Genomic DNA, 23990 nt, shown 5'->3' with positions numbered 1-23990 from the left:
TCTCGGGCGACCGCTTACGGTCGCGCCGAGGGTTTGGTTTTGGACGACCGCCATTGAAGGACGGAGGTGTTGCGGTTGATGGGTCCGCCGATGGGTAAGCGAGCCGCGGGAATTACGTTCCCGCGACGCCCCGGGTTTGGACGGCTGTTCTCGGGTTCGTTCGGCGGATCGCGTCGGGTTCGTTCGGCGTTATCGGGTTCGTTCGGCGAAACGAGCGCAAGTGGTTGAGCGACCTGGTGCCACGGCGTCGCCGGTACTCCGGAGACCCGTGCGTCGGCCGCCCTTTGCGCACCGGTCTGCGGTGTACCACCGACCCGTGGCACCGGAAGTTCCCGGGTTCGTTCGGCGGAGCCGTGTTGGGTTCGTTCGGCGGAGGCGAGATGACCATTCAGTCGCGGGTTTGCCTCCGGCCCCGGCGGGGCCGACGCCGCTAGCCTCGGGTGGAGCGGCAACGGCGAAGCCGACGCCGCGGAACCCGTGGTGACGGACATCCCGTCCCCCGCCCCGGCAGGGGCGGAGGAGCGGTCAAACGCCCGAAGACTTTCCGCCAACGGACGGTTCCTCTACCCCGCCGGGGCAGGTGGTTAGTTGGGACCGTGATCCACGGGTTGCGCGATGTCGGCTCCGCCGCCATCGCTCCACCTGTGGCAAGCGTCGTTGACCCCTGTCGGGGTCTATGGATTACGGCATATTCGCAAGTCGTTCTCGGGTTCGTTCGGCGAAACGAGCGCATGCGGGTGAGCGTCCCGGTGCCACGGCGTCCCCGGTACTCCAGAGACCCGTGCTGTCGGTCGCCCTTTGCGCACGGGTCTGCGGGCCGACCCGTGGCACCGGGCACCAAACCGCCTCGGGTTCGTTCGACGTTTTGGGTTCGTTTGGCGTTCCTGGGTTCGTTCGGCAAAGCCGATCAGAGCATCTCGTTGGCCGGGTTACTCTTGTAAACCCGCCCGCCGCGCATAGGATCGGCCTTTCGCTTTAACGCCCTGCCAACCCTACGAAAACTATGTCCACCTACCAGAACCTCTTCGGCGCGGAATCGACCCTCACCACCTCGTCCGGTGCGATCAAGTACTTTCGTCTGAATCGCCTGACGGAGTTGGGCCTCGGCAGCCTCGACAAGCTGCCCTTTTCGATCAAGGTGCTGCTCGAAAGTGCCCTTCGTAACTGCGACAACTACGAGGTGTCGGAGAACGACGTCAAGGGCCTGGTGAAGTGGAACGCCGCCGCCCCGAACCCTGTCGAGCTACCGTTCAAGGTCGCGCGGGTGATTCTTCAGGACTTCACCGGCGTGCCCTGCGTGGTCGACCTTGCCGCGATGCGGGCCGCGATGAAGCGGGCCGGCGGCGACCCTCAGAAGATTAATCCGCTGGTGCCGGTGGACCTGGTCATCGACCACTCGGTGCAGGTGGACAACTTCGGGTCGGCGTTCGCGCTGAACAACAATATCGAAATCGAGTTCGAGCGCAACCGCGAACGCTACGAGTTCCTCAAGTGGGGCCAGCGGGCGTTCAAGAACTTCGGCGTCGTCCCGCCTGCCACCGGCATCGTGCACCAGGTGAACCTGGAGTACCTCGCCAAGGTCGTCTGGACCAAGGACGGCTACGCCTTCCCCGATTCGCTCGTCGGCACCGACAGCCATACGACGATGATCAACGGCCTGGGCGTCGTCGGCTGGGGTGTGGGCGGGATTGAAGCCGAGGCGTGCATGCTCGGCCAGCCGATTTTCATGGTCACGCCGCAAGTCGTCGGCATGAAGCTGCACGGCCGCCTGCCCGAAGGCGCGACCGCGACCGACCTGGTGCTGACGATCACGCAGATCCTGCGGAAGCACGGCGTGGTCGAGAAGTTTGTCGAGTTCTTCGGCGAAGGCCTCTCCACCATGTCCGTTGCCGACCGGGCAACGATTGCCAACATGGCCCCCGAATACGGCGCCACGATGGGTTTCTTCCCCGTGGACGAACTGACGCTGACCTATATGCGGCTCACCGGCCGCACCAATGACCAGATCGACCTTGTCGAACGGTACTGCAAGGAACAGGGCCTTTGGCGGCAGAAGGATGTCGAGCCGAACTTCACGCAGACGCTGGAACTTGATCTGGGAACGGTCACGCCCAGCCTTGCCGGCCCGAAGCGGCCGCAGGACCGCGTCGATCTGCCCGTCGTCTCCAAGGGCTTCCGCGAAGCGTTCGCGAAGGAACTGGCTCCGAAGGAAGGCGCGGCCGCACCGGCCGGCGGCACGCTGAAGCACGGCGACGTCACGATCGCCGCGATCACGAGCTGTACGAACACGAGCAACCCGTCGGTGATGATCGCCGCGGGCCTGGTCGCGAAGAACGCGGTCGAGAAGGGCCTCAAGAGCAAGCCGTACGTCAAGACGAGCCTGTCGCCGGGCAGCCGCGTGGTGACCGACTACTTCGAAGCCGCCGGGTTGCAGAAGTATCTCGATGAACTCGGATTCCAGACGACCGGTTACGGCTGCATGACCTGCATCGGCAACAGCGGCCCGCTGCCGGACGCCGTCGCGGCGGAAGTCGAAGCGAAGGACCTTGTCGTTGCCGGCGTGTTGTCGGGCAACCGCAACTTCGAAGGCCGCATCAACCAGCATGTGAAGGCGAACTACCTCGCCAGCCCGCCGCTGGTGGTGGCGTACGCCCTTGCCGGGTCGGTCGATCTCGACCTGACGAAAGACCCGCTCGGCGTCGGCAAAGACGGCGCACCGGTTTACTTGAAGGACATCTGGCCGAGCCAGCAGCAGGTCGCCGAGACGATCGCGGCGGCGGTGCAGCCGAGCCAGTTCATGACCGAGTACGAGAACGTCGGCGAGAAGAACCCCAAGTGGAATGAGATCCCCGTCAAGGGTGGCGAGCTGTTCGCGTGGGACGAGAAGAGCACGTACATCCAGGAGCCGCCGTTCTTCACCGACCTGTCGCCGACGCCCAAGCCGATCGCGCCGATCACGGGTGCGCGCGTGCTGGTGATGGTCGCCGACAGCGTGACGACGGACCACATTTCGCCGGCGGGTAACATCAAGAAGGACAGCCCGGCCGGGCGGTTCCTGATGGACAACGGCGTGACGGCGGCCGACTTCAACAGCTACGGCGCCCGCCGCGGCAACGACCGCGTCATGACCCGCGGCACGTTCGCGAACATTCGGTTGCGAAACCAGCTCGCCCCCGGCACCGAAGGCGGCCTGACGACGTACCTGCCGACGGGAGCGGTCGAGAGCATCTACGACGCCAGCATCAAGTACCAGGCCAGCGGCACGCCGCTGATCGTGCTGTCGGGCAAGGATTACGGCATGGGTTCCAGCCGCGACTGGGCGGCGAAGGGAACGATGCTGCTAGGCGTGAAGGCGGTCATCGCCGAGAGCTTCGAGCGCATCCACCGCAGCAACCTGGTCGGCATGGGCGTGTTGCCGCTGCAGTACCAGAAGGGCGAGACTCGCACGAGCCTGGGCTTGACCGGGCACGAGACGTTCTCGATCGCGGTCGATAACAACGTCCGGCCCGGCGACATCCTGACGGTGACGGCAAAGCGCGAGAGCGGCGAGACGCTGGAGTTCAAGACCGTCTGCCGAATCGATACGCCGGTGGAGGTGGACTACTACCGTAACGGCGGCATTCTGCAGACAGTGCTGCTGCGGATTCTGAAGAACGGGTGAGCGGGTGGGGAAGAAGAGCGATTACGCTCCGCTGCGCGTCGCGGCTAACCAACGATCGAAGATCGGGTTAGTCACGACGCGCAGCGGAGCGTGCTGAAGCTATCCCAGCTTCTTGATGATCGCGTCGGCGAACTGATCGGTTCCGGCCGTTCCGCCGAGGTCGCGCGTCAGGGTGGTGCCTTCGGCGAGTACTTCTCGGTACGCCGTTCGTACCTTGTCGGCGGTTGCCATTTCGCCCATGTGCCGCAGCATCATGACGCCCGACATGATGACCGCGAGCGGATTGGCGACGCCTTTGCCGGCGATGTCGGGGGCGGAACCGTGGACGGCTTCGAAGACCGCGGTGTCTTCGCCGATGTTGCTGCCGGGGACGACACCGAGCCCGCCGACCAGACCGGCGCACAGGTCGCTCATGAGGTCGCCGTAGAGGTTCTCCATCAGCAGGATGTCGAACTTGCTGGGGTCCTGCACAAGCTTCATGCAGCCGGCGTCGATGATGACCTCGTCGTAGCCGATCTGCGGGAACTCTTCCTCGGCGACCTTTCGCGAGGCCTTGATGAACATGCCGTCGGTGAGCTTCATGATGTTCGCCTTGTGGAACACCGTGACTTTCTTGCGGTTGCGTCGGACGGCGTATTCGAACGCGTAGCGGGCGATTCGCGTGCAGGCGACTTCCGTCGCCACCTTCAGCGACGTGACGACGCCGGGGATGATCTCGTTCTCGATGCCGCTGTAGAGGCCTTCGGTGTTCTCGCGGACGACGACGATGTCAACGTTTTCGAACCGCGTCTTGATGCCCGGCATGTTCTGCACCGGCCGGACGGCGGCGTACAGGTTGAGCTTCTTGCGCAACTGCACGTTCACCGACTGAAAGCCTTTGCCGACGGGCGTGGTGACCGGCCCCTTCAGCGCGATCTTGTGTGCGCGAATCGCAGCGAGTGTGCGTTCGGGGAGAACATTCTCGAAGCCCTGTTCCAGGGCTGATGCGCCGGCGGGCAGTTCGACCCAATCCGCCGACAGACCGGCGGCCTCAAGGACGCGCTTCGCCGCGAATGTGACTTCAGGACCGATGCCGTCGCCGGGAATCAAAACGATGGTGTGCTTAGCCATAACGAACCGCGACTATAAGCACAGCGCAGGCGGGTTACTACAAGCGGGCAGAAGTGAACTGCGGTTTCACGAACGATTCGGCTCAAGCCGGCTCGGCACTCACCGGGCGGTCTGACGAGACGAGTGTCACCGGGCCCTGAGACAGTTGACGAAGCCGTCGAGCCGTGAGCAGCAGAAGCAAACCGAGCAGCCCAACCGCCACCCAGCGGCAGGTGGTTGCGACCTGAAGGTACGGCGTAAGGAGGGTGAGATAGGGAGGGCTGAAGACCTGACCCCAGATGCCGCCGCAGACGTCGCTGACCTGCTTGGTCCGCCACAGCTCGGGGTCGGTCTGACGCAGATGGCTGTCGAGTCTGTCGAGCACGGCGTACTGCTGGAGCGGTGTCATGTGCTCGACGTCGGTCGATGGGAGTTTAAGCCCGGCCGCAATGACGGCAATGTGAGGCTTCAGGAGGTCATCGATATGCCGAGCTCGCTTGGTGAGAGGCCGGTAGGGTTCAACATCGGCGATCGCCGATTGCAGGCTCTGAACTGCGCCCTCGTCGTAGACGACCGGGTAATCCCACTTCAAACCTTTCAACCAGTCGCGGACGTCTTCCCTCGACGGCGGGCTGGACGATCGGCCGAAGCGTCCTTCGAACTCGCCGAGGTAGCCGCCTTTGCCGTCGGCGTTGAGGAGGTCGACTTCCGTGCACAGGTGAAGGTAAGCGCTCAGCGGCCCCTTGCTGAAGTTCTCGTAATGGGCCTTGGAGGTGTCGTTAACAGCGAACTCTTTCGGCATCACCGGCAGCGAGCGGATCCACATGATCCAGTCGGCGGACCGGATTCCCATCGGCCGGCTTCGCATCGCGTCGCTTCCGCGCGTGACGTACTGAGCCGCCACCTGCCGGAACTCGGTGTTGTTCTGCCACTGTTCGACCGAATCGACGAACGTCGAGAGCTTGGTCTGGTCGCCGGGGCTGAGGCCGAAACCGATCGCCAGTACGAGCAATAAGATGACGAGCAGCAGTAGCCTGCCCGTTCCGACGAGAAGCCGCCGGACGAATGACCGTGCCTGTGTTTGATCCGCTTCAGTCGGCATTTGAACTCTGAAGGAGGTCTTTCGATTTCAGGAGAAACAGTTTCGGCCCGGCCAGAAGCGGCAGGATACCACGTTCGCCGAGGGTTGTAAGGGTCGGCAGCTGAACCGGCCGGGGCGGGGTGGACGGCATTCAAGCGGAACCCTCGTATGCCCTACGGCTTACCTGTCTTAACACTGGCCACAGCACATCCGGCGTACCCTGTACACGCCAACCGGGTGAAGGATTTGCTGGACTAGACTTTTTCACGGGGAACTGTTTTCTACGTTGTTTCGTCGTAACACTAGCGGTTAGTCTTCGAGTGCTATATCGGGGAAAGCCCGAGACCACGAGTTGATCGCGGGGATTGCAGTTGACCACGGTAGCCTTGAAGGCGATGTACCCGGCGGCTTCGACCGCTGGTGCCGAGTCTGGTCAATCGACAGTGAAAGATTGGAAGGGAAGATGCAGGTTGTTGGGGAGCATTCTAAACACGCAGTCCTCCGGGCTGCCGTGGCCAACGCGGCCCCATCTGTTGAGCGGATGGAAGACCGTGTGCTCTTCTGTTCCCTCCATTACGGGGTGGGCGATGTTTTCGATCCGACCGCCCGCCTCATGGGTGTGGACGCCCCCAACTATCTTGCTCGCGTTAACTTCGGCCCCGAGCGAACCCGTGCCGTCCCCGGCTACGCCAAGGATTCCGGCCTGAGCTTCGGGCCGCGTACGGCAGGTCTGTCGTATGGCTGGACGGAAAACGAGCCGGAATCGGGCAAGGTGCGAAGGTCGTTGCGCTCTCAGGACGACCGCTACGATTCGTTTCTGGTCACCCCCGCTTCCGGCGCGACCTGGGAGCTTGACGCCCCGAACGGCATCTACACGGTTCGCATCGCATCCGGAGACGCCCGCAGCACCAAGGGCAGCTTTGCGTTCTCGGTCGAAGGCATTACGGCGATCAACGGCAGCGTTTCGAAACAGCAGCGCTGGCTCGAGACGACCCTGACCGTTGCCGTGACGGACGGTCGGTTAACCGTCGAATCGCTCGCCGGTGCCAAGCCCGGGAAGATTAACTTCATCGACGTCGCGGTATCGGGTTCACAGGAGTTGAGCAGCCCGGCAGTCCCGCCGGCGGCAACGTCAGGGAACGGCCGGGCCGTCGAAGGTCCTGTGCTGGGAAGCCTGACCCTCGTGAACGCGCAAACGGACCAGGACATCGCCCTCCTGTCGGACGGCGCGACGCTCGACCTGGCGTCCATCGGAAACCAGTTGACGTTGCGGGCCAATGCGGTCGGGGCGATCGGCAGCGTGCAGTTCGTCCTCGACGGCGGCACGCCAACGATCGACAGCGCCGCGCCATTTGCCATTGCCGGGGACCTCGCCGGGGACTACCTGGCATGGACACCGACGATCGGCGCCCACACGCTGGTCGTGACGCCTTTCTCTGGCCCGGGCGGGACGGACGTGGCGGGCGCGGCGTATACGGTGATTTTCACGGTGGTTGACAGCGGACCGGTGTCACCGCCGCCCGTATCTCCGCCGCCACCGGAATCGCCACCGCCGGTCTCCCCGCCACCACCACCAGTCTCTCCCCCGCCGGTGTCGCCACCTGTGTCGCCCCCGCCGGTGACTTCCGGAATCAACATCAACTTCCAGCCTTCGACCGCTTCGACGGTCAGTGGCTACCAGGTGGATTCCGGCGGCTTGTACGGCGATCGCAACGGCCTGACCTATGGCTGGACGACTTCACACACCGACTCGGCGATCGACCGGGATGTCGCTGCCGATCAGCTCGTCGATACCTACGTCGCCGTGAAGGCCGGCGCACGCTGGGAGTTGGCCGTCCCCAACGGCCAGTACACCGTCAAGGTCAGCGTCGGCGATGCCGCCGCCGCAACCCGACAGAATCTCTGGGTCGAGAACGTCTGGCATTACAATTACGTCAACCTCGCGGCCAACCAGTTCGCCGCCGTGCCGGTCAACGTCACGGTCACCGACGGGCGTTTGTCGCTGGCGATCGGCGGAGCGGCGACCGGTGCGACCCGGATCAATTACATTGAAGTAACATCGGCGACGACATCGCCGCCGGTTTCGCCACCCCCCGTTTCGCCACCCCCCGTTTCGCCGCCGCCCGTTTCGCCGCCGCCTGTATCTCCGCCGCCGGTCTCCCCGCCGCCGCCACCACCAGTCTCACCACCGGTATCTCCCCCGCCGGTGACTTCCGGAATCAACATCAACTTCCAGCCTTCGACCGCTTCGACGGTCAGCGGCTACCAGGTGGATTCCGGCGGCTTGTACGGCGATCGCAACGGCCTGACCTATGGCTGGACGACTTCACACACCGACTCGGCGATCGACCGGGATGTCGCTGCCGATCAGCTCGTCGATACCTACGTCGCCGTGAAGGCCGGCGCGCGTTGGGAGCTGGCCGTTCCCAACGGCCAATACACCGTCAAGGTCAGCGTCGGCGATGCCGCCGCCGCAACCCGACAGAACCTCTGGGTCGAGAACGTCTGGCATTACAATTACGTCAACCTCGCGGCCAACCAGTTCGCCGCCGTGCCGGTCAACGTCACGGTCACCGACGGGCGTTTGTCGCTGGCGATCGGCGGAGCGGCGACCGGTGCGACCCGGATCAATTACATTGAAGTAACATCAGCGACGACGTCGCCGCCCGTTTCGCCCCCACCAGTCTCACCGCCGCCGGTTTCACCGCCTCCCGTATCTCCCCCCCCGGTGTCGCCGCCGCCGGCATCCCCGCCGCCCGTGTCGCCGCCACCGGTTTCGCCGCCGTCCGGCGCGGTACCGATCAAGGTGAACTTTCAGCCCGCCACGGCCCCGACGGCCGCGGGCTACGTGATCGATTCCGGTGAGGTTTACGGCAGCCGGGGTACTTTGTCGTATGGCTGGTCAACCAGCCACACGGATGCCGTCTTCGACCGCAATGTGAATGCCGATCAGGTCCTTGATACGCAGGTAGCAGTGAAGGCGGCGTCGAAGTGGGAGTTGGCCGTCCCCAACGGTCAGTACACCGTCGCGGTCGGCGTCGGCGACTCGTCGGCGGCGTCGCGGGACAACGTCTGGATTGAAGGCAACTGGCACTACCAGTATGTCACCCTGGGTGCCAACCAGTTCCTGAAGAATCCCAAGGTCGTCACCGTCAATGACGGCCGCCTGACGCTCGAATTCGGCCAGTCGCCGACGGGTGAAACGCGGATGACGTCCATCGAGGTGCTGGCGGTGTCGCCGCCGCCGTCGCCGCCGTCGGGTCCTCCGTCGCCGCCGGCGTTGAACGCGATCGGATTGTCGCTGATCAACTCGACGACCGACCAGTCGCTGGGCGCGTTGACCAACAACATGACGATCGACATGCGACAGGTGGGTTCGCGCCTCAATATTGAAGCGGTTCCGGCATCGCCGGTGGGGAGCCTGGTTTTCTACATCGACGGGAAGAACGTCACGACGCAGACGGATACGCCCTACTCGCTCGGCGAAGACCCGGGTTACCGCAAGTTTTCCGATTGGACGCCTACGGCCGGCGCTCACGAGTTGCGTGTGGTCCCCTATACCGGAGCCGATGGCACCGGAACCGCCGGCGAAGCGACGGTGATTCGCTTTACGGTCATCGACCTCAACGGCAGCGCTCAGACGCCGACGGCACTTCCGGTCGGCTTTAACTGGACGACCGTCACCAATGGCCCGGTGAACCGCGCCGAATCGCTCGGAACACTGGTCAACGGCAAGCTCTACGTGTTCGGCGGGCTCGACGGGTCGGTCGTACCGGGTACGGCAAACTTCGTCGCGATGAAACGGGCCGACGTCTTTAACCCCGCGACCAACACCTGGACGCGCATCGCCGACGTTCCCGAAGCACTGACCCACACCAGCAGCGTGGTGGTCGGCGATGCCATCTGGTTCGTCGGCGGGTACACCGGCAACCAGCCGGTCGGCGGCGGACACAATCGCGTGAACATCTACAACACGACGACCAACGCCTGGTCACGCGGGCCGAACCTGCCGGTCGCGCAGGGGGCCGGCGGAGCAACCGTGATCGGCAACACGATCTACTTCGTCGCCGGCACCAATGCCGCCCGCACCGCGAGCGTGGGCGATACCTACAAGCTCAACCTCTCTCAACAAAGCCAGGGCTGGAAGAAGGTCGCGTCGCTGCCGACGCCGCGCAACCATCTGGCCGTCTACGCGATTGGCGGCAAGTTGTACGCGATTGGCGGGCAGACCGGACAACAGTCGACCAACGCGCCGCTGTCGCTGGTTCACCAATACGACCCGCTGACCAATGTCTGGAAGCAGGTGGCGAGCCTCCCCTCGGCGCGAACGCACACCACCAACGCGGTGTTCGCCTATCGCGGACGCATGGTCATCGTCGGCGGCGAGAACGGCTACGACAATCCGCAGCGCGATCTGCTGGCGTACGATCCGGCTTACGATACATGGACGATCATCGGGCAGCTTCCGGAGAACCGCAGCACTGCGGTCGCCGGCCTTCTGCCAGACGGTCGCTTCATCTCCTCGACCGGCAACAACCCCGGGGCCAGCAAAACCACCTGGATCGGCTCGCCGGTGTTCGCCTGAAGCACGTCGATCGCACTGTCATTACTTCCAACCCAGCGCGATCTCGGCCACGTCAAACGCCGCCCGCGGCCGGCTGATGCGCAGCGCGTTGGCCCTGATCGAAGCCAGCCGCTTCCGGTCGGCCAGCAGCGACTGCAGCTTGTACGCGAGCGTACCAATGTTATTGATCTTGATCGCAGCGCCGTTCTCGAGCAGGTAGTCGCTGTTACGGCTTTCCTGCCCCGGGATCGGGTTGATGATCGCCATCGCGGCGCCGCGGGCGAGTACTTCGCTCGTCGTCAGCCCGCCCGGTTTGCTCAGCACGACATCGGCAACCGCCATCAACTCGTCCATCTGATCGGTGAAACCGAGGAGCTTCACGCGATGCTGCTTCGGAACGCCGATCGCGGCCAGCTCCTCTTTGGCACCGGCGTTCTTCCCGCAGACAACAACCAGTTCGACCGGCGACGGCATGGAAAGCACCGCCTGGTAGATCTTCGCGATCGGTCCGACACCGAACCCGCCGGCCAGTTGCAGCACGACCGGACGATCGCCGACGAGGCCCTGGCTTTTCAGGCACCGTTCACGCGACTTGGTGTCTGCAAACACGGGGTGGATGGGTATGCCGGTAACGCGCAGATCATCCTGCGGGACTCCCCAGTGCCTGAGGTACTGCGCGCCTTCTTCGGTTGCCGTCGTGTATAGATCGCACGGCTGATTGACCCACAGCCGGTGCGTTTCGAAATCCGTCGTCACCGTCATCTGAGGAAGCGCGAGTTCCTTTTTGCTCCGCAGACTTGCAATGATCTCGGCCGGCAGAAAGTGCGTGTTGACGACCAGATCCCAGGGTTCATCTTTCAGCAGCGATTCGAACTTGCGGAGGTTCAGCTTTTCCACCGCCAGCCGGAATCGATCCCGGCTGCTGTCCTTGCGTCGTGGCTTGTCGAGGTGGTCGTAAAAGAATCCCAGTACATGCGGCGCAAGGTTGACCAGGTCGAGGTACGCCTTTCCGTACACTCTTCGGAATGCGGCATTGGTCAGCGTGAGGATGTCGACGTTGCGCACATAAACGTGCGGGGCGAGCTTCCGAATCGCCAGTTCGACCGCCTGGGCTGCGCGCATGTGGCCTGCGCCGACCGACGCGGAGAGTACGAGTATCCGTTGGGGCATTTGCGTATGGTGCGATGGCGGACGGACCGTGTCCATGCGGAGAGCGACGCCTTGCAGACGACGAGCACGCCCATCGCAGCGGCTAGTCTGCGCGACTTCCCGGCTTTTTCCGCTTTGCCACAGAGCGCGCCGCCTCGGTCCGGGCCTTGTCTTTGATGATCTTCGGCCCCGAAGGACAATGTGAGAGCAAGGGGCACTGCGAGCACAGCGGATTACGGGCCATGCACACCTTACGGCCATGGAAGATGAGCAGGTGCGACCAGAGCGCCCAGTCTTCCTGCGGGACGATCTTGATGAGATCCTGCTCGATCTTGACCGCGTCTTCCTCGTGGTCGGTCAAACCCAGGCGGTTGGACAAACGGGTGACGTGCGTATCGACCGTCACGCCGACGTTCTTGCCGAAGGCGTTGCCCAGGACCACGTTCGCGGTCTTGCGACCGACACCGGGGAGGGGCGTGAGCTGTTCCATGGTGTCTGGCACTTTGCCGCCGTGATCGCTGATCAGGGCCGCCGCCATTCCCCGGATGCTCCTGGCCTTGTTGCGGAAGAAGCCGGTCGTCTGGATGTCCTTCTCCAGCTCTTCCTGCGAAACCCTGGCGTAGTCGGCGGCAGTCCTGTACTTCTTGAACAGCGTCCTGGTCACGATGTTCACCCGGTCGTCGGTGCACTGCGCCGACAGAATCGTCGCAACCAGCAGCTCCAGCGGAGAACTGTGGTCAAGACGGCAGGTCGCATCGGGATACAGCGATTTTAGAATCGGCAGGATCGCTTCAACCCGCCCACGGCGGTTCGTCACTTTTAGGGGCGCTGGGCGGGGCATAAGGAGTCGGGTGTGGACGGCGAACCGCAGGCGTTCGGGGTTTTGTCACTCTCGACCCAGAAAGTACTCGAAAAAGGCGTAAATCACCCCATTGGATTCCTCCGTCGGATCGTGCTTCGGCCGGTTCGTCATCGCCACGCGGTTTTCGTGGCCCAGCAACTTGTTCACCGCGACGGCGTGATTCAGCGGCACCCACCGCGACGGCTGATCCTCCGATCCGCCTGACACCAGGAATGGCCGGGGCGCCATCAGGGCGTGCAACTCGTGCAGATCGTGGCCCGTTTCGACCAGTGTCTTGTACGCGCCCATCCGCGGGTTCTCGGGGTTGAGCAGGCCGGGCTTGCGCGTCTTGCCGGCCTCCAGTCCCAGGTACCACGGCTCCCAATAATTCACATTCGATCGTGGCTCATCCCAGACAATGCCGCCATCGCTCCAAACCCCGGCGGCGTACTTCTCGTAAAGACAGCTTCCGAACATCGCCCACTTCCCGCCGTAGCTGTGGCCGACGATGCCGATCCGCCGGCCATCCACGTACGGCAGCGATGCGAGCGCTTGGTATCCGTTGGCGGCGATGTAGCCGAGATAGCTCAGCGGCTGAAGAACGTTCCCGGCCGTATCGGGCTTGCGTGCGTCACCGCCGGGCGAACCGATCGACAGCGTGACAAACCCACGCCTGGTCAGTTGGTAGGCAAAGTCGCGAAACGTCTTGGCCTTGGGGTTGATACCCGCGCTGGTCTCGGCATCGTAGAACGGAACAAACACCGCCGGGAAGGGTCCTTCGCCAGGCGGCACCAGCAGATAGCCGCCGGTCATTTGGCCGACGGCGGTCTCCACTTTCACCTTGTGCTGGGTAAAGCCCTCTCGCTGCGACTTTTCCAGATACTCGATCCTTGGCTTGTCGATCACCGCGGGCCAGGCGCCCATGGTCTTGTGCCAGTACCCAAGGATCTCCTGCCGGCGTCGCTGCCAGTCTTGCGGCGTCTTGACCGACGTGCCATCGTCGAACAAGAGCGGCGACCGATAGGTGCCCAGCTTACCCACGAAGGCCGGCGGCACTGCAAAATGCCGGACCAGTGATTCGTCCATCGGCCTGAGCGATCGCGATGCCGCTTCCGAGAAAACTGGTCCGCTCACCAGGAGGGTGAGCAGGCAGCACATCGCACCACGGACGACTCGATGGATCATGTAGCGTCTCCTCGCGACCAGCACCCCGCTCCAGTGGTAGATACGAAGGTGCCCCGCCGTTGATCAACGAAGGATCGGCAACGCAGGCCGACATGGTGGTGCGGTCTGCGTCGCCGATTGCGCGGCATCAAAACATCATTACTGCAATCACGCCGTCCCGACGTGAGACCTACCGGACTCGCACGCCCAGTGAGAAATCCCGCTTACAGCGACGAACCGGCTACGAAAGGTTCCTTCGAGTCGGCGGTTTTCGCGCTCATCGCGTTGCCGCGAGCGCCGGCTTGCAAGCCGTGGCCGTGTCGCCCTTCGGCGAACTCTTCAATCATCTTCCGGTTAAACGCCGGGATATCGTCCGGGTTACGGCTGGTGACCAATCCGCGATCGGTAACCACCTCCTGGTCAACCCATTCCGCTCCTGCGTTGCGCAGGTCGGTCTTAAGGCTGGGCCAACTGGTCATCCTGCGGCCTTTGACGGCACCCGTCTCGATCAGCGTCCACGGGCCGTGGCAGATTGCCGCAACCGGCTTGCCGGCGTCGACGAACGACTTCACGAACTCCACAGCGCTGTCGTCGGCACGAAGCGTATCCGGATTGAAGACCCCTCCCGGCAGCAGTAGCGCGTCGTAGTCGTCCGGGTTGGCTTTGCTCAGCGCGACGTCAACCGTGAACTGCTCGCCGGGCTTGTCGTGATGCACGCCCTGTACCGACTTCGTCACCGGGGAGACCAGATCGGTCCGGGCACCGGCGTCCTTCAGCGCTTTGCGGGGTTCGGTCATCTCGACCTGTTCGAAACCGTCGGCGACCAGGATCGCCACTCTTTTCCCATTCAGTTCGCTTGCCATGTATTTCTCCGTTGAATGACTACGTTCATTACTACGGAGAAACGGTAGGCCCCTGGCACTCGCCCGCTCGCCTCTTAAATGCGATTTATTTGCGCGGTTGCGACTGGTGCGTCTGGCCGACCTTAATCGTCATGCGGATTGATCATCTTCGGCCCCGCCCCACCGGCCTGCCGCTCGTAGGTGCCGTCGGACGTCTTCACGTACTTGGTCAGTCCGCTACCCGAAATCGCCGCATTGCCGAGCTTGTCGCTGTAGATGTTGGGCGCGCAGATCACGCGTTCCACCGGCCTGCCGGTATCGGGGTCGTGGGTGAGGGGTGGCTCGCTCATCAACTGCCTGACCTCAAACGTCTGCTCGGGTGCGTCTTTGTCGTCCTGAATGATGCGATACACGTACACAGGCATTACATGACCTCCTTGCTTTAAGGATAGCCGTGTCGAAGCCAGTTGGCACGTGTGAGACGCAAAGCGAGCGGGACGGAGGCAGCCGGTTGCCGCTTCCGTCCCGCTCGAAGTGAATGACCTTAGAACCCTCGAACCGCTTGCAATCAGCGGCCGTCGCGGTCGGCGTCGCCGGGCAGCTTTCGCTCGACCCGGTGCCACGCATCGCGCGTCGCCGCCTTGGCTTTATCCCAGGTCAGACGGGACTTGCCCTTGGCCTTTTCCCAGCCGGTTTCCAAGTCACGTTCGCGGCTGTCGTAGGACTCGCCAGCGTACTGGGAGCTGGTGGTGTAGCCGTAGCGATACGCTGGGGCGTAGTCCGTCTCATAGTCGTACTCGGCGGCGTAGTAAGGCCGGGACCGGTGACTGTCGCGCCAGTAGGCGTCCTCGGCGGTGGGGTCGAAGTGCTCGGCGACCGCCTTGCCGGCCAGACCGCCACCCACCCCGCCGATCACCGCACCGGCGATGCCGCCGACAACCGTGCCGATACCCGGGACAACCGAGCCGATCGCTGCGCCTGCGGCCGCGCCGGCCAAGCCGCCGCCGGTCGTTCCGACTGCCGTACCGCCGGGATGTGATCCCGGCGCTCCCGTGATGGGATCGGGGTTGGTGTCGCGTTCGCGCAATTCCGCGCGGCTCATGTCGGGATCAACCGCTTTGCGATTCTGTGAATCCGTTCGATTGGGTGTATTCGCCATCGTCTGCCTCCGTAAAGTTGAACTGCCTCGATACGGAATGCGACGTGGCAAACCGGGTACCCGCCGGCGCATGAAACCCTGCTCAGGCTTCGAAGTCCTGCCGGAGACGCCGGTTGGGCAAAACAAAACCGCCTCCCCGAGAGGGAGGCGGTCGTGCGGAGCGGGTCCTGATGGACAACCTGTCGCCGCTGTAGAACTGTCCTTGCGCAGTCGATGCGTCTGCGCCGGTCACGCAATGATGCCGTTGACCACCTTGCCGTCGACATCGCTCAGACGGTAGTCGCGGCCGCCATACTTGTAGGTCAGGTTCCAGTGATCCAGACCCAGCTGATGGAGGATCGTCGCCTGCAGATCGTGGACAGATACCTTGTTCTCGGCGGCGAAAGTGCCGGTCTCATCCGTCGCACCGTATCGCATGCCACCCTTGATGCCGCCGCCGGCCATCCAATAGGTGAAGCCGGCGGAGTTATGGCCGCGACCCTGGCGCTCGGCGGCGCCGTCCTTCCAGCTTGTACGGCCGAACTCACCGCCCCAGATGACCAGTGTCTCATCCAGCATACCGCGGTCCTTCAGATCCTGAAGCAGTGCGGCGATGGGCTGATCGATCGCCTTGGCGGCGCTGGCGTAGCTCTTGTTGATGTCGCCGTGGTGATCCCACGAGCCGTGATTGAGCTCGATGAACCGAACGCCCTGCTCGGCGAACCGGCGGGCCATCAGGCATTGCAATCCGAAGCCGCCGGTGCCGCCCTTCCCACCCTTGCCGACGCCATACGCTTCGAGCGTCGCCGGGCTTTCGCCGGTCATGTCGAGCACGCGCGGCACGCCCGACTGCATCGCAAATCCGCGCTCGTACGATTCGATGACCGCTTCCAGCTCAGACGCGCCGGGGGCCTGCGAAGCAAACTTGCGGTTCATCGACTGGATGAGCGCGAGCTGCGCCTTCTGCTGGTCGGCGGTCAGCCGGGGGTTGGCGACGTTCCGAATCGACTTGGACGCTTCACCGCTGACGTTGATCGGCGTCGCCCCATACGCCGCCGGCAGGAACGCCGAGTTGTAGCACTGCATTGCTTCGCGGAGCGGGTTCATGACCACATAACCGGGCAGGTCGGTCGTCTCGGCACCCAGGCCGTAGGTGACCCACGAGCCGGTGCTCGGGCGGATGAACTGGAAGTGCCCCGTGTGCATCATCTGGACGCCCTGCAGATGGATCGGCGTCTTGTGGTGCATGCTGTTGATCAGGCACAGATCGTCGGCATGCTTGGCGAGATTGGGGAACACGCTCGATATCGGCAGCCCGCTTTTGCCGTGCGGCGTGAACTCGAACGGCGACCTCATGAGAATCAGGTTGCTGCTCTTTGCCTTGGCACCTTCGGGGAACTGGTCGGCCTGCATCGACTTGTCGTGGAATTTTTCCAGCGACGGTTTGTAGTCGAAGCCGTCCAGGTGAGACGGACCCCCGCGCATGAAGAGCATGATGACGCGCTTCGCCCGCGCCTGAAGCGGCGGTTGCTTGGGGGCCATCGGGCTGAACGACTTGGTCGCGCCAGCGAGCGGCGCCGTAACCGTCGCCCCGCCGGAAGGATTGCAAAGCCCGGCGAGCGCGAGATAGCCGAACCCGCACGAGGCGGTCTGGAGCATCGCACGGCGGGAGAGGTTGGATGGAATGGAGTCGGTCATAAGATCGCCTCGTCTCGGGTTGCTCTGTCAGTGACACGGGCTTCCAGCCCGTGCCAGCGATGCCAAAGTCGAAAAGTTCGCCTAGCGCGTAATCTCTTTCGCATGGCGCACCAGGCACGAACCTGGAAGCCCGTGTCGCTGATGAGCGTCAGATCATTGCACGAACCTGAACTCTGCCGACGCCAACAGCGAGTGGCACAGCGTCGCCCAGGCGTTAAGTTCCGGTGCGAGAACCTGAAGGCTCGTACCTTTGCCCTGCTTTTGCTGCTGTTGCTGTTTCTGCTGCTTCTTCTGGGCGAGCGCTTTCAGCTCCGCCTTGCTCAGCTTGCTCGGATCGACGGGTGCCTGCTCCGCCCCGACGCCGATCTGCTTGAACTGCTGCACGAACGCCAGGTCGCGCGCCGATTCGGCGGCATCGGGCAGACGGCCGATGGTCAGCACGTAAGCTCGATTCAGCCGAGCCGAATCGTCGGCGCTTTGCCCCATGACGTCGCGGGCCGTCTTCTCGGCGTGCTCCATCACGAACGGGTGATTCATGAACAACAACGCCTGCGTCGGCACGACCGATGTATCGCGACGGCCGGCGGGCAGGCTCGGGTCGGGGAAGTCGAACGCCTCCAGCAGTTCGGGCACGTTGCCCCGCAACACCGGCTGGTAGACGCTGCGGTGCATGTTCGCCGCGACCACCGCCGCACCGGTCTTGTTACCCGGCGTGGCTCCCAGTGCCGCGATGAGCGACCCGCCCGGCTGCGATCGGTCGAGCGACCCGCTGGCGGTCAGGACGGCGTCGCGGAGCGATTCGGCGTCCAACCGGCGCAGGCGATGCTGCCACAGCAGCCGGTTGTCGGGGTCAACCTTCCGGTTCGCTTCGTTCGACGCGATCGACAGCTGATACGTCCGGCTGAGGACGATCCGGCGGACGAGCTTCTTCACCGACCAGCCGTCGTCCATGAACGTGACCGCCAGATGGTCGAGCAGTTCCGGATGGGTCGGGCGATCGCCGAGTTCGCCGAAGTTATCGACTGTCGCCACGATGCCGCGGCCCATGAGGTGATACCAGACGCGGTTGGCCATCACGCGGGCGGTCAGCGGGTGTGACGGGCTCGCGAGCGATTCGGCCAACTGACGCCGACCCGACTCGGCCGGCGGAATGGCCGGCGTGTGCTCGTCGGCGAGAACTTTCAGCAGGCCGCGTGGCGATTCTTCACCCAGCCGCTTGTCGTCGCCGCCTTCCTGGATGCGAAGGTTGCCGCTGGGCGTCAGCGCCGCGAGCTTGGTAGGGTTGTTGACCTTGTTGTTGTTGACCGGCTTGCCCTTCTTATCGACACCCTTGGCTACCGACGCCTTGACGGCATCGCTAACGAACATCATGCCGTCGGGATTAATCGGCGCCGGCTCGGCCTTCTTACCGGGGACGATTCCCTCTTCCTGCTTGGTATTGATGAGAATCCCGGCCAGCGCGTAGTAGTCGGCGGTCGGGATCGGATCGAACTTGTGATCGTGGCAGCGGGCGCACTGAACGGTCAGCGCCATCGTGGCAACGGACATCGCGCCGACCTGCTCTTCGAGCTGATCGAATGCAGTGCCGGCCTTATTACCCACCACCAGGAACCCGGTCGCGACCTTCCCCTCATCCGGAGATTCGCCCGCCGCAGGCGGCAACAGGTCGCCGGCGATCTGCATCGCGACGAACCGGTTGTAGGGCATGTCGCGGTTGACGGCGGAAATCACCCAGTCGCGATACTTCCACGCGTCCGGCCAGACGTTGTTCGCCTTGGCGTCGCCGCGGCTCTCGGCAAAGCGGGCCACATCCAGCCAGTGACGGCCCCACCGCTCGCCAAACCCGGGTGATGCCAGCAATCGATCGACGACCACTTCAATCGCCTTGCCAGCGTCCCTGGACGCTTCGGTGTTGAAGGCTTCAATCTCGGCCGGCGTCGGCGGCAGACCGGTAAGGTCGAACGTGATCCGCCGAAGGAGGATCAGCGGGTCGGCGTCGGCCACGGGCGTGACGCCTTTGTGTTCCATTGTCGACAGCGTGTACCGATCGATGTCCGATCGCGGCCAGACGGCGTTCTTGACCGCCGGGACCGACGCCTTCTTCGGCGGGACGAAAGCCCAGTACCCCTTGCCCGCATTGATGTCGATCGGTCCGGTCCGGACGACGGACGGGATGGCCCCATCACGCGGGTCGGGGGCACCCATCGCGACCCACTTCTCGAAATCCGCAACGACCGACGCCGGCAGCGGCTCGGCCGGCGGCATCTCCAGATCGTTTTGCCACTTCAGGGCTTGAATCAGCTTGCTTTCGCCCGGCTTGCCGACCACCAGCGCGGGACCGTTTTCTCCGCCGGCCAACGTCCCCGCTCGGGTATCCAAGTACAAGCCTGCCTTGAGTTTCCGCTTCTCCTGGGCATCGGCCGAGTGGCACCGGTAGCAGTGCTCGACCAGCAGAGGGCGAATCTTGCTTTCGAAGAAGGCGACGCCGGCGGGATCGATCTTGGTTGTCGACGGCGCGGGCTCGGCCATTGCAGCACCGGACGTAATCAAGCTGAATGCAAGGCAAGCAATCGGGGCGATGCGCATGACGTGAGCCTCCGTGTCTGCTAACTAGTTCCGCAAACGTCGGAAGTTGACAAGTATTTCGGGGTCGCACAGTCGGTCTGGACGCGACGCGGTGCTGGGTGCCGTGACATCAATCGCCGCGAACACTCTCCATGGACGTCTCACCTGTACAGCGTGTCGTCGCCACTCGCACGTTCCAGTTCTCGGATTGCGTTGATTAGAGTCATCGGCAGGTCCTGAGCGGAGCGGACGGACTGTGGAGGAAATGACTTCTCCGCATGAGACCCGTCCTCATCGGGATCGTGCCGCTGTACCGAATACTCCAATTGCCAGCATTCACGCTCGAATGTTAACTCGAGCCAGAAGTCGACCACTGCACCATTGTGCAAATCTGCCGACAGTCCAAAGTCCGGCGAGGGGGAGACTTCTACGGCGTACGTGTGAACGAGTTTTACCTCGGCCCGTCTATAGAGCTGTCGCAGAAGGTCGTCCAACGCCTGTCGAACGGGAAGCATCGCAATGAGGAAGTCAACGACGACTTGGCTGTTGGAGTCCATACGGATGTGGCCGAACGGAATGCCGTGGAAGGGCCGCGGCGTCGCACGCGCGACGCTCGACCGCAGGTGGAGTGTACCGTCGTCGCGGTCCGCTCCATCGGCGAGTTAGTCGCCCGGCCCTACAGCGACAATTCCGCAAACTCCGGCACGTACTCTTCGATGACGGTGTTGGGCGGTGCGCCGCACGACCGCAGGCATTCGCGGATGACCGTCAAGCCATTATCTCGATGATTCACGACTACATCGAGACCGCAAAACGCAATCGTATCACCTTCGCCAAGCTGTGATCCGCCGCCGGTGACCTCACCAAGCTCGCCGAGCGCGCCATTCAATGGGTCTTCGTACTTCTCGCCCCGATCCATTGGACCGAGCGGTTCGTGAATGAGGACGTAGAAGAAGTGCTGGCCGCGCTCGGCGGCAGATTCCGCGAAGCCGCGCATCACTTCTTGACGACCGTCGAGTTGCTTCGGCTTCTTGGCCAACACTTCCCCATTGGGCGAACTACAAGGGCGACTAACCACTACTTCAACGCGCGATACCGCGCATACGCCTCTTCCCATGGCTTGGTATCCGTCGGCTCAAACACCTTGACGTCAAAACTGTTCCGTACCACCTCGCGTGCTTCGGCGAGCGACTTGATGTCGCCGGTCGCCATTGCCTGTACGAGGATGTTGCCGATCGCGGTGGCTTCGATGGGGCCGGCGACGACCTTTCTGCCGGTGGCATCAGCCGTCATCTGGTTGAGCAGTTCGTTCTGACAGCCGCCGCCGACGATGTGAATCGTATTGATCTTGCGGCCGAGGATGTCTTCCAAGCCCTCCACGGTGCGGCGGTATGTCAGCGCCAGGCTCTCCAGGCAGCAGCGGACCGTTTCGCTGCGGGTTTGCGGCGGGCGCTGGCCGGTCTCGCGGCAGTACTGTTCGATCTTCAGAGGCATCTCACCGGGCGAGCCGAACGGCTTGTGGTCGGGGTCGATCACCGCGCCAAAGCCACGCGTGCGGGCGGCCATCTGCGTTAGCTCGCTGTAGCTGTGTTCGTACCCTTCGCGCAGCCAGTGCCGGCGGCATTCCTGCACCAGCCAGAGGCCCATGATGTTCTTGAGGAACCGGATCGTCCCGCCGACGCCGCCTTCGTTGGTGTAGTTGTATTGCTTGACCTTCTCATTGATCAGCGGTTTGGCGATCTCCACGCCCATCAGCGACCAGGTGCCGGAAGAGATGTAGCACCAGTCGTCGCTCGTGCCTTCGACCGGCACGGCCGCGACGGCGGATGCGGTGTCATGGCAGGCGGGCGCGATCACCGGCATCGCCGGCACGCCACACTCAGTTGCGACGTCGGCGCGAAGCTGCCCGAGAATCGTTCCCGAGGGCACGATCGGCGGCAGAATGTGCGTGGGGATGCCCAGCTTCTCCAGCAGCGGCAATGCCCACTGCCCGGTCGTCGGGTCGAGCATCTGGCTGGTCGATGCGATGGAAAACTCGGCCTTGGCGACGCCGGTGAACAGGTAGTTCAGCAGGTCGGGCATGAAGAGCATCGTCTTGGCAGCCGACAGCAGCGCCTTCTTCGAGTCCAGCATCGAGAAGAGCTGAAACAGCGTGTTGAACTGCATGAATTGGATGCCGGTGGCGGCGAAGATGTCGTCTTTGGAGACGATCTTGTACGCCTTTTCCATCGCGCCATCGGTGCGGGCATCGCGGTAGTGGAACGGGTTGGAAAGGATATCGCCGTCGGGGGCGATCAGTCCGTAGTCGACGCCCCAGGTATCGACGCCGATGCCGTGAATCTGGATGTGCCCGCCATGAACGTCGGCAGAGCTCTTGCGGAGGCCGGTTTTGAGTTCTTCCCACTGCTGGAGGAGGTTCCAGTGGAGGTGTCCGTTGATTCGGCCGTTGGGGTTGGGGAAGCGGTGCTTTTCTTCCAGCGTCAACCGTCCGCCATCCAGCCGGCCCAGCAGGGCTCGGCCGCTCTCGGCCCCGAGATCGAATGCAACGAAGTTCCGAACCGACATGCCAACTCCTCAAACGCCGTGTGTGGTATAGAAAACGGACCGGAATAGTAACGCTGATGGGGATCGGAAGACAGGAGGCGTGGACGTTCTCTGGTGGGGCAGACATTCTTGTCTGCCACGCGTGGCCGAGTGCCGGGCATTCCTGCCCGGTCGAGCCATGCGAACGATGGGCAACCAGACGATCGGTGCGTTTCCGCTCCTGCCGGCAAGAATGCCGACGTCGCCGAAACGCGGCAGACAAGAATGTCTGCCCCACCATCAATACAACGCTTAGGCCCTGCGCGGCCAAGGCGGCCAAGGTCGTTGACATCATCCCCCCGAACCCCTATCAACAACTCATCGTCGGCTTGTGTCCGGCAAACCAGCGGAAAACAGCAGGGAACTCTCATGGCAGACGCAACTCAGGTTCGGATGGGCGTGGTCGGTGTCGGGGGCATGGGCAACTACCACATCTCCTACATCCAGAAGATGACGGAAGCCAAGCTCACCGCGATCTGCGACAACGATCAGGCGCGGATGGACAAGGTCGATGCCCCCGGCGTGGCCAAGTTCACCAGCAGCGATGAGATGCTCAAGAGCGGCCTGGTGGATGCGGTGCTCATCGCGACGCCCCACCCGTTCCACCCCGATGTCGCGATCGCCGCGTTTAACGCCGGCGTGAGCGTGCTCTGCGAGAAGCCGGTGGCGATCAGTATCACCCAGGCCCGCGCCATGAACGACGCCGCGATCGCCGCCGCGAAGAAGAACCCCAAGGTGAAGTACGGCGTCATGCTGAACCAGCGGACGATCGGGCTGTACCGCAAGCTCCGCGAACTGATCAAAGACGGCGAACTCGGCGAGATCAGCCGTATCACCTGGATCATGACCGACTGGTTCCGCCCGTGGGCCTACTACGCGTCCGGCGGCTGGCGGGCGACGTGGAAAGGCGAAGGCGGCGGCGTGCTGATCAACCAGTGCCCGCACAACCTCGACCTGCTCCTCTGGACCACCGGCCTGACGCCCAGCCGCATCTCCGCCGTCGGTTTCGTCGGCAAGACCCATCCGATCGAGGTCGAGGACGAAATCAGCGCGATCATGGAGTACCCCAACGGCGCGATTGGCCACTTCATCACGACCACCGGCGAAGCCCCCGGCACGAACCGCTTTGAGATCATCGGCGACCAGGGCCGAATCGTCGTCGAGAACGCCAAGCTGACCTGGACACGCACCCGAAAGAGCGTCAAGGAAACCCGCGAGACCACGCCCGAGGCGTTCCATCGGATGGAGACGTGGGAGATCGATCTCACCCCGACCGCGCCGAAGGACCCCGAGAACCTGCACCGCGCGATCACCGAGAACTTCTGCAAGGCCATTCTGAAGGACGAACCGATGGTCGCCCCCGGCGAAGACGGTGCCAAGGCACTTGAACTCGGCAACGCCATGCAGATGGCCGCGCTCACGCGAACCCCGGTCGACCTGCCGCTGGACGGCGCGAAGCTCGACGCGTTCCATGTGGACATGGCCAAGCAGTACGGCGGACGGAAGAAGCTCGAGACGAAGGCTCCGACAAGTGCGGACCTCGGGGCGTCGTTTTCGAAGGTGTGAACGGCGCGTTGTGTTGGGTCCGCAATGCGGACCAAGCCACTCGCGAGCC

General features: G+C 63.5%; 16 protein-coding genes. 3 read left to right on the top strand and 13 right to left on the bottom strand.

Annotated elements, in window-relative coordinates:
- Nucleotides 1-1003 precede the first annotated feature (1003 nt).
- Nucleotides 1004-3661, top strand: coding sequence for an aconitate hydratase AcnA (gene acnA, locus IPV69_RS00960; protein ID WP_206293038.1), 2658 nt, complete (start codon nucleotides 1004-1006; stop codon nucleotides 3659-3661).
- A 99-nt stretch (nucleotides 3662-3760) separates the two neighbouring features.
- Here the strand turns inward: acnA and IPV69_RS00955 are convergent, their stop codons facing one another.
- Together IPV69_RS00955 and IPV69_RS00950 are read right to left on the bottom strand one after the other, a co-directional pair.
- On the bottom strand, nucleotides 3761-4771 hold the full coding sequence (locus tag IPV69_RS00955) for an isocitrate/isopropylmalate dehydrogenase family protein (RefSeq protein ID WP_206293037.1): 1011 nt from the start codon (nucleotides 4769-4771) through the stop codon (nucleotides 3761-3763).
- 82 nt (nucleotides 4772-4853) lie between these two features.
- On the bottom strand, nucleotides 4854-5852 hold the full coding sequence (locus tag IPV69_RS00950; RefSeq protein ID WP_206293036.1) for a hypothetical protein: 999 nt from the start codon (nucleotides 5850-5852) through the stop codon (nucleotides 4854-4856).
- A gap of 532 nt (nucleotides 5853-6384) precedes the next feature.
- Between IPV69_RS00950 and IPV69_RS00945 the strand changes: the two genes are divergently transcribed.
- Nucleotides 6385-10416 carry a Kelch repeat-containing protein gene (locus IPV69_RS00945; RefSeq protein WP_206293035.1) on the top strand — a complete coding sequence of 1344 codons (4032 nt, stop codon included), beginning with the start codon at nucleotides 6385-6387 and terminating at the stop codon, nucleotides 10414-10416.
- Nucleotides 10417-10437: 21 nt separating this feature from the next.
- Here IPV69_RS00945 and IPV69_RS00940 read toward each other — a convergent pair whose 3' ends face one another.
- The 11 genes from IPV69_RS00940 to IPV69_RS00890 all read right to left on the bottom strand — a co-directional run bounded on the left by IPV69_RS00940 (nucleotide 10438) and on the right by IPV69_RS00890 (nucleotide 22357).
- On the bottom strand, nucleotides 10438-11517 hold the full coding sequence (locus IPV69_RS00940) for an MGDG synthase family glycosyltransferase (protein ID WP_206293034.1): 1080 nt from the start codon (nucleotides 11515-11517) through the stop codon (nucleotides 10438-10440).
- Between the two features lie 130 nt (nucleotides 11518-11647).
- On the bottom strand, nucleotides 11648-12385 hold the full coding sequence (gene nth, locus IPV69_RS00935; RefSeq protein WP_206293033.1) for an endonuclease III: 738 nt from the start codon (nucleotides 12383-12385) through the stop codon (nucleotides 11648-11650).
- Between the two features lie 45 nt (nucleotides 12386-12430).
- Nucleotides 12431-13570 (bottom strand): dienelactone hydrolase family protein, encoded by a 1140-nt coding sequence (locus tag IPV69_RS00930; protein ID WP_206293032.1) that lies wholly within the window; start codon nucleotides 13568-13570, stop codon nucleotides 12431-12433.
- A gap of 203 nt (nucleotides 13571-13773) precedes the next feature.
- Nucleotides 13774-14412 (bottom strand): type 1 glutamine amidotransferase domain-containing protein, encoded by a 639-nt coding sequence (locus IPV69_RS00925; RefSeq protein WP_206293031.1) that lies wholly within the window; start codon nucleotides 14410-14412, stop codon nucleotides 13774-13776.
- Nucleotides 14413-14534: 122 nt separating this feature from the next.
- Nucleotides 14535-14816: an FmdB family zinc ribbon protein gene (locus tag IPV69_RS00920; RefSeq protein ID WP_206293030.1), complete on the bottom strand. Its 282-nt coding sequence runs from the start codon at nucleotides 14814-14816 to the stop codon at nucleotides 14535-14537.
- A 143-nt stretch (nucleotides 14817-14959) separates the two neighbouring features.
- Nucleotides 14960-15550: a hypothetical protein gene (locus IPV69_RS00915; protein WP_206293029.1), complete on the bottom strand. Its 591-nt coding sequence runs from the start codon at nucleotides 15548-15550 to the stop codon at nucleotides 14960-14962.
- A 228-nt stretch (nucleotides 15551-15778) separates the two neighbouring features.
- Complete coding sequence (locus IPV69_RS00910; protein ID WP_206293028.1) at nucleotides 15779-17227, bottom strand: DUF1501 domain-containing protein; 1449 nt, start codon at nucleotides 17225-17227, stop codon at nucleotides 15779-15781.
- Nucleotides 17228-17380: 153 nt separating this feature from the next.
- Complete coding sequence (locus tag IPV69_RS00905; protein WP_206293027.1) at nucleotides 17381-19756, bottom strand: PSD1 and planctomycete cytochrome C domain-containing protein; 2376 nt, start codon at nucleotides 19754-19756, stop codon at nucleotides 17381-17383.
- A gap of 197 nt (nucleotides 19757-19953) precedes the next feature.
- Nucleotides 19954-20349 carry a hypothetical protein gene (locus IPV69_RS00900; RefSeq protein WP_206293026.1) on the bottom strand — a complete coding sequence of 132 codons (396 nt, stop codon included), beginning with the start codon at nucleotides 20347-20349 and terminating at the stop codon, nucleotides 19954-19956.
- A gap of 119 nt (nucleotides 20350-20468) precedes the next feature.
- Nucleotides 20469-20831 carry a hypothetical protein gene (locus IPV69_RS00895; RefSeq protein WP_206293025.1) on the bottom strand — a complete coding sequence of 121 codons (363 nt, stop codon included), beginning with the start codon at nucleotides 20829-20831 and terminating at the stop codon, nucleotides 20469-20471.
- Nucleotides 20832-20869: 38 nt separating this feature from the next.
- A complete protein-coding gene (locus IPV69_RS00890; protein WP_206293024.1) occupies nucleotides 20870-22357 on the bottom strand; it encodes a rhamnulokinase in 1488 nt (495 codons plus the stop codon).
- Nucleotides 22358-22744: 387 nt separating this feature from the next.
- On the opposite strand from IPV69_RS00890, the gene IPV69_RS00885 reads away from it, so the two are divergent.
- Entirely contained in the window at nucleotides 22745-23941 is a 1197-nt protein-coding gene (locus IPV69_RS00885) for a Gfo/Idh/MocA family protein (protein ID WP_206293023.1), read from the top strand.
- Nucleotides 23942-23990 lie beyond the last annotated feature (49 nt).

Origin of the sequence: Humisphaera borealis (assembly GCF_015169395.1) — a bacterium.
Taxonomy (GTDB): domain Bacteria; phylum Planctomycetota; class Phycisphaerae; order Tepidisphaerales; family Tepidisphaeraceae; genus Humisphaera; species Humisphaera borealis.
The sequence above is the reverse complement of the archived record's forward strand: the minus strand, read 5'-3'. Positions and strand labels throughout refer to the sequence as shown.